We start from the raw sequence: 7,610 nt of genomic DNA, 5'->3' as shown, positions 1-7,610 counted from the left end.
TGGCTTACCAGGCGCTGCAGCTCAAAACCGGTGATGAGATTATCGTCAGTGATCTGGATTTTCCCGCCAGTTATACCTATGGACTGCAGCAGAGCTGTCCGGCGACCGTGAAGGTCTGGAAGTCTCGCGACTGGGAACTGCATCTGGAAGATCTGCAGTCGCTGCTGAGTGACAAAACCCGGGTTGTCAGTATTTCACTGGTCAGCTTTTTCAATGGTTATAAAATACCGCTGCAGGACGTGATTCAGACCATCCGTGCGCACTCGTCAGCCCTGATCGCACTGGACGTAACTCAGGCTCTGGGCCGCATTCCACTGGATCTGACGGACATTGATTTAATCGTCAGCAGTACGCACAAATGGATTCTCGCTTCTCATGGCGGCGGACTGGTCGGCGTTCCCACTGCCAAAGCCCGGGAATGGACGGTTCCTGCTGGAGGCTGGTTTAACTTGAAAGACGCCTTTGGCGATCAGCGTTTTGAAGGAGCCGAAAGCCTGCCCGGGGCAGCCAGCTTTACCGTCGGCATGCCCAATTACCCTGCCGTCTATGCCATTAGAGCTGCCCTGGATTACATTACTTCTGCCGGCATAGAAGAGATCAACCGCGCTGCCACTCCCTTGGTCGAGGCCTGTCTGGAAGGTCTGAAAGAGACATCGGTGGAATTGATTTCCCCCCGCGATACCGGGCATCTGGGAGGCATTATTGCGTTTCGTCACCCTGAAGCGGAACGCATTTATCAGCACTTACACAGTAAACAAATTCACCCCATGTACCACGCCGGACGCATCCGCGTGGCCCTGCATGGTTATAATACGATGGAAAATGTAGAGACTTTTCTGAGTGAATTAAATCATGCACTCGCGAAGAGTTTTGTTGGAAATTAGGCGGTTTATGGCTGCCAGACGTGTAAAAAGTCGCTGAGAAATTGTTTTAAGTCAGTATTTTTGCTGACTTATGAACCAGAGATCCTATAATAGAGGTAAGACATAAGCTCATTCTTCAAAAGTTCTTACCTACACTCAACAGCCGCTCATAATGGGTGTGAGAGACTCTCGCTCCACTCATCAATTTGTGGTTCCTACCTAAACTGCTGGGAAAAATCATGAAGATGTCTGCTCGTTTACGAGATTGTTTCTGTACTTTCGTAACACAGGGTTCATGCGGAATATTAATCGCCCTCGCTGTAGTGAGTCTTTCTCCACTCCAGGCAGCCGAGAAAGAACCCAGTCAGCAACAGATCCAGTTTTTTGAAGCGAAAATCCGTCCTCTGCTGATCAAGCACTGCTATGACTGCCATGGTGAAGATACCCAGGAATCGGATTTGCGCGTTGATACATTCAAAGGCATCGCGCAGGGAGGCAAAGCGGGTTCGCTGATCGTTCCCGGCAAGCCGGAGCAGAGCCTGCTGATCACCGCGGTCAATTATCAGTCCAACGATCTGCAGATGCCTCCCGACGAAAAAATGAGCAAAGAGGAAATTGAAGACCTGACCAACTGGGTCAAAATGGGTGCCCCTTATCCCAATGCCGATTTAAGTCTGCTGCGTGCACCCAGTAACGAAGGAAAATATGACCTGGAAAAAGAACGTGAGTTCTGGTCGTTCCAGCCGGTCAAAAAACCGAATCTGCCTGAAGTCAAACAGAAGTCATGGGTCAAAAATCCGATCGACCAGTTCATCCTGCAGGGACTGGAGCAGGCTGGATTGACGCCTGCCCGTCCTGCAGACAAACGCACGCTGATTCGACGGACCACCTTTGATCTGACCGGCCTGCCTCCGACTACCCGGGAAATCGAAAACTTTCTCAACGATTCTTCTCCCGACGCCTTTGAAAAAGTGGTGGATCGCCTGCTGGCCTCTCCCCATTACGGCGAACACTGGGGCCGCCACTGGCTGGATGTCGCCCGTTATGCCGACTCCAATGGCCTGGACGAGAATGTGGCGTATGGGACCGCATGGAAATATCGCGACTATGTCGTGAATGCGTTGAATAAAGACAAGCCCTACGATCTATTCCTCAAAGAGCAACTCGCCGGTGATTTGCTGGAGCCAGCGAAAGATGTTGTCGAACGCAATGAGCGTTTGACAGCCACCGGTTTCCTGTTATTAGGTCCGAAAGTTCTAGCCGAAGTCGATAAAACCAAAATGGAAATGGACATCATCGACGAACAGATCAATACTATTGGCGTCTCGCTGATGGGCATGACACTCGGCTGTGCCCGTTGCCATGATCACAAATTCGATCCGATTTCAGCGAACGATTATTATGGTCTGGCGGGGATCTTGAAAAGCACCAAAATCATGGAGAGTTACAAGACAATTGGCCGCTGGAACGAAAACTCGCTCGCGACAGAAGCGGAACTGAAAGCACAGGCAGACTGGGATCAGAAGATCAAGGCAGAAGAAGATCAAATTGCCGCGCTGGTCAAATCAGAAAATGAACGGCTCCAGACAGAGGGGGGCAAAGAATTTAAACTGCCCGAGAAGCCGGAACCCTCTTATTCCAAAGAGGTCCAGGCAAAATTGAAAGCGCTGCGCGACCAGGTTGCATCACTGAAAAAAGAACGGCCTGAAGTTCCCACAGCAATGGGAGCAGCCGAACGGGAGACCATAGACGTTCCTATTCATATTCGTGGCAGTCACCTGACACTGGGGGAAACCGTGCCCCGACACGTACCGGTGGTCCTGAGTCAGCAGCCCCAGAAGCCGTTCCCTGAAGAACAGAGCGGCCGTCTGAAACTTGCCGAATGGCTGACCGACAGACAGCATCCATTAACATCACGCGTCATTGCAAACCGGGTCTGGCGCTGGCCCTTTGGCAAGGGCATTGTTGCGACTCCCGATAACTTCGGAAAACTGGGAGCCAAACCGACCAATCAACCTCTGCTGGACTGGCTGTCCGTCAAGCTGATGGAAGAAAACTGGTCCCTAAAGCAGCTGCATCGTACGATCCTGCTGTCGAACACCTGGCAGATGAGCAGCGAATTTAATTCCCAGGCTGCAGCCGTTGATCCGAGTAATAAACTGATGTGGCGGGTTGATCTCAGGCGTCTGGACGCGGAATCAATACGTGATTCCATTCTGGCCGTCAGTGATGGTCTGGATCCCGCTCTGGGTGGCTCACTGCTCAATGTGGGAAACCGTGAGTTTGTCTTCAATCACGAATCCAAAGACGGAGTGACTTATGACTTCAATCGGCGTTCCATTTATCTGCCCGTGATTCGTAATCATCTGTATGGAATGTTTATGCTGTTCGATTATGCCGATGCCAGTGTATTAAACGGTGATCGTGCCTCGACGACCGTGGCCCCCCAGGCGCTGTTCCTGTTGAACAGTGAACTGGTGGAAGAAGCATCCCACCGGATGGCGGAAACGATATTACACAAGACGGCGTTATCGCCCGAACAGAAGATTCAGGAGTTGTTCCTGAAATCCTATGGGCGAGAGGCTGGCGAGATGGAAGTCAGCAAGTCACTGCACTTTCTGGAAGAACTGGAAAAAGATCTGCAGGCAGAAGAGGCTGATTCCCAGAAACGGATCACCCGCTCCTGGCAGGTGCTCTGTCAGTCCATTTTTGCATCGAGTGAATTTATCTATCTCAGGTAAACAGGCTCAGGCAGACAGGATGTCAAAACCAGAATCAACTTGAAACTGTTCAATAAGCAATCGAGACACGTTATGAGTATCCTACCTCAATCATTATATTCCCGTCGTGAACTGCTGAAGAAATCAGCCGTCGGTTTCGGAAACCTCGCCTTACTCTCCATGCTGAACGAGGAAGCACAGGCTGCGAAATCGAAAGATCCGCTGGCGCCGAAAGAGCCTCATTTCACGCCGCGCGCCAAACGCGTGATCTTTCTGTTCATGAAGGGGGGCCCCTCCCACATGGACACATTCGATTACAAACCGCAACTTCAGAAATATGATGGTAAGCCGCTCCCCTTCGATAAACCACGGGTACAGTTCGCACCGACCGGTAATCTGTTAAAATCACCCTGGAAGTTCAAGCAGTACGGCGAGAGTGGAATTCATGTCAGCGAACTGTTCCCGAATGTAGCGGAATGCGTGGATGATCTCTGTATCATTAACTCGTTGCATGGAACGAACGCGGCCCACGGGGGCGCGTTACTCAAGCTGCATACAGGTAGCGATGCCTTCGTGCGACCGAGTATGGGGTCGTGGGTGACTTATGGGCTGGGGACCGAAAACCGGAACCTGCCCGGCTTCATCACCATCTGCCCCACACTGGCACACGGCGGTGTGAAAAACTGGAGCTCCGCATTTCTGCCGGCTCCTTACCAGGGGACGCCACTCGGGAATGCCGCTGTCGCCGCCAAACAGGCTCAGATTGAATATATCAAAAATGATTTTCTCTCACGCAAGGTGCAACGTAAACAGGTCGATTTCCTGAATGAATTGAACCGCATGCACCAGGCAGAGACCGGACCGAACCAGATTTTGAATGACCGCATCGGTTCGTTTGAACTGGCGTTCCGCATGCAGGAAGAAGTGCCCGAGATCCAGGATATCTCCGGCGAAACCGAAGCCACCATGAAAATGTATGGACTTGATGAAGAGCAGACTGCGGATTTCGGACGTCAGTGCCTGATGGCACGTCGTTTCGCAGAACGGGGCGTGCGCTTTATACAGGTCTCACACAGTGACCAGAAAGTCCAGTGGGATCAGCACGGGAACCTGCTCGAAGGGCATGGTAAAAACGCCAAAGAAGTCGATAAGCCCATCGCCGGACTGCTGAAGGATCTCAAGCAGCGGGGACTGCTGAAAGATACGCTGGTCATCTGGGGTGGCGAGTTCGGTCGGACTCCCACGGCACAGGGAAAAAATGGTCGCGACCATAACCCGGAAGGTTTCACCATGTGGCTCGCCGGGGGAGGCGTCAAATCCGGAATTCAATATGGCGCCACCGATGAATTCGGCTACTATGCCACCAAAGACAAAATGCACATCCACGATTTCCATGCCACTATATTGCACCTGCTGGGAATGGACCACGAAAAACTGACGTACCGTTATGCAGGTCGTGATTTCCGCCTGACGGATGTCGCCGGTCATGTGGCCCACGGCATTCTGGCATAAACTGAAAACACAACAGCTGATTTAATCAAACCCTTCTTCCTGTGAAGAAGGGTTTTTTAATTTGTGCTTTCCAGAAAAACGGTTAATTTTCGGCACATGCCAGGAATCAAAACCGTCTTGCGACAAGTTTTCGGCACAGGGTTTGATGTGACTCGGTTGTTCATCAGCCTGCTCAACAGGACTTTCTCAAGAGTGCCGTTCGTACCTTGGTCGTGAACACCTCATGCAATTTCGCGAGCCGCGATCTTCTGGCGGATTGTCCAATCTCCTGTGGGAAGACAAACAGCGAACTGCTGGAGGTCGATGTGACCACCATGCATTCGAAGTGAAGCAGCCTATCCCTGATCCTTCGCATAGTGCTTGACATCGAAAAATTATCAGATAGCTTTATGTGTATGCACGATACATTTTCCTCATTTCGTGATGAACCGTCATATGAGAGCTTGCATCTTATGAAGGGGTAAACTCCATGTCACCAGAGCTAACGGGAATACAGGCCCGCCGCCTCTGACTGTTGTCCGCTGGGCCTTCATCTGAATTCCCCGAGCCCTCGCCGCGATAACCAACCGTTTTGGAGGCCAGGATTGTCCGAGAGAATCTCAAAGATTTCAGAATATTTACTTCAATTAGATGCTTTGAAGTCGATTAATCGCCGCTCCTACATCAACGGTGGAGAACGAGTGGAAAATTCGGCTGAGCATTCATGGCATTTAGCTATGGCCTGTTGGGCGTTTGCAGAATTGTCTCAGGAAGATTATGACATTTCAAAGTTAATCAAGCTTGCGTTGCTCCATGATCTTGGTGAAATCGAAGCGGGAGACACCTATCTTTACAGTACCAATAGAAGTGATGCGCATATTGAAGAACGCAAATGTGTAGTAAAAATAGCTTTGCACCCAGGAAATCCAATTGGAAATATCATTGGACTTTGGGAAGAGCAAGAGGCAGGAAAGAGCAAGGAAGCGAAGCTCTTAAAAGTTATTGATCGCTTGTTACCCTTTCTTCACAACATCGCTAGCGAAGGTCGATCATGGCAGGATAATGGAATACACAAGGATCAAGTGTTGAAAATGCATCAATTTATCGAGGATGAAAATCACGAAATATATGGCTGGTTTATTTCAAAGGTAGAATATGCTGTTGAACAAGGGTGGCTGAATGGCTCCTGACAAGGCGCTGCTACGAAAAATTACTCGATGACGCTCGCAAATTTCCGCCGAGTGCGGCGTTCAGCAAATAACTTCGCGCACGACTGTCTTCCATTTCTAAAGAAAGAGTTCTATGGCGAAATACCTGATTTCATTTCCAAGCGCAGCGATGGTCGTACCCGATGACGAACTGGAAGCGGTTGGTCACGACGCACACGCGGTAATCGACGAAGCAAAAGCTGCCGGCGTATATGTCTTCGGCGGCGGTATCGACGAAGCGGTCTCGCCGGTGCTCGTCTCCGCCGATGGCACGTTCGCCGCAGGCGGGTACTCGTGGGCGCCTCCACTCAATGGCGGTTTCACGGTCCTCGAACTACACTCGCGCGAGGAGGCTATCGTGTGGGCCGCTCGCATGTCGAAGGCCTGTCGTTGTGACCAGGAGCTACGCGTCTTTGGGTTCGACCCGCAGTCCTGAGAGTGGCATAGACTGTGTCCAGTTTTACTGTAGCGTCTCCAGGACCATTTGGACCGAGCATAATAGATCGGGAGACGCTATGGTTAAATGTGGATGCGCTCTAGCAACACCTATGAAGTGAAGTGGTTATGACGAGTTGTAGCTCGCTTTAAAAGAATGGGATGCGGGAAGGCAACCCGCGTCCTTTGTCGAGATATGTGACTTTCAAGAAGAACTTGACGAAGCGAAAGAGGTCTATACAATTGCACAAGTCCGAATCAGTTCTCTCTCACTCAAATTCCCTCATAGGGACATGAGGTCTACGATGCGCACGAACGCTCTCCGTTTTTTAGTGAGCCTGTTTATTTCGTGTTTCTTTTTGGTGCCACTTGCCCTCATTTTTGCCTTTCAGGACAAAGAAGAGTCTGCTGTGCGAATTGAGCAGGGGGCCATTGATATTAAGCTACAATTTACTCCGCAACAATATTTGAACACATCATTTCGCGTTTCGTATACGCTGCATAATCCGTCAGACAAACCTGACAGTCTTACGCGAACCTTTCCCGTGTCTGCTCCACTAAGGGCGATGTATAATACCAAAAAGCCGTGGTGTCGTATCCTGGTTGATGGTAAGCCAGTGAAGTATGAAACTCAGCCAGTCTTAAAAGCAGCAACTCCTTTTACTGGATTTCGGCAATTTAAAAATCAGGACGAGTGGGGGGATCGGCTTGAAGCCCTGATTCAGCAAGATGCGGAGCTACTTGGTTTAGTTACCAAATATCGGCAACTCATCAGAGACCCCGAAAATCTCAGGGAAATTTCCACGACATTTGAGAGTCGTGTTAAGAATCATTTGATTTATAAAAGTGCTGATAATGTATCTGCTGCGTATCATGTTGCCAGGGGAGATGCT

At 50.4% G+C, this 7,610-nt stretch carries 6 protein-coding genes; all 6 read left to right on the top strand.

What is annotated here, in order from left to right:
• Positions 1-884 (top strand): aminotransferase class V-fold PLP-dependent enzyme (locus AACZ40_RS27185; RefSeq protein WP_339676700.1); only part of this gene is annotated, 884 nt, incomplete at its 5' end.
• Positions 885-1,108: 224 nt separating this feature from the next.
• Positions 1,109-3,604: a PSD1 and planctomycete cytochrome C domain-containing protein gene (locus tag AACZ40_RS27180; RefSeq protein ID WP_339676697.1), complete on the top strand. Its 2,496-nt coding sequence runs from the start codon at positions 1,109-1,111 to the stop codon at positions 3,602-3,604.
• 72 nt (positions 3,605-3,676) lie between these two features.
• Positions 3,677-5,095 (top strand): DUF1501 domain-containing protein, encoded by a 1,419-nt coding sequence (locus AACZ40_RS27175; RefSeq protein ID WP_291179961.1) that lies wholly within the window; start codon positions 3,677-3,679, stop codon positions 5,093-5,095.
• Between the two features lie 584 nt (positions 5,096-5,679).
• On the top strand, positions 5,680-6,264 hold the full coding sequence (locus AACZ40_RS27170; protein WP_291179958.1) for an HD domain-containing protein: 585 nt from the start codon (positions 5,680-5,682) through the stop codon (positions 6,262-6,264).
• Between the two features lie 112 nt (positions 6,265-6,376).
• Positions 6,377-6,718 carry a transcription initiation protein gene (locus AACZ40_RS27165; RefSeq protein WP_291179954.1) on the top strand — a complete coding sequence of 114 codons (342 nt, stop codon included), beginning with the start codon at positions 6,377-6,379 and terminating at the stop codon, positions 6,716-6,718.
• Between the two features lie 304 nt (positions 6,719-7,022).
• Positions 7,023-7,610 (top strand): hypothetical protein (locus AACZ40_RS27160; protein WP_339676694.1); only part of this gene is annotated, 588 nt, incomplete at its 3' end.

Origin of the sequence: uncultured Gimesia sp. (assembly GCF_963972345.1) — a bacterium.
Classification (GTDB): Bacteria; Planctomycetota; Planctomycetia; order Planctomycetales; family Planctomycetaceae; genus Gimesia.
This window is presented reverse-complemented; position numbering and strand designations above follow the sequence as displayed.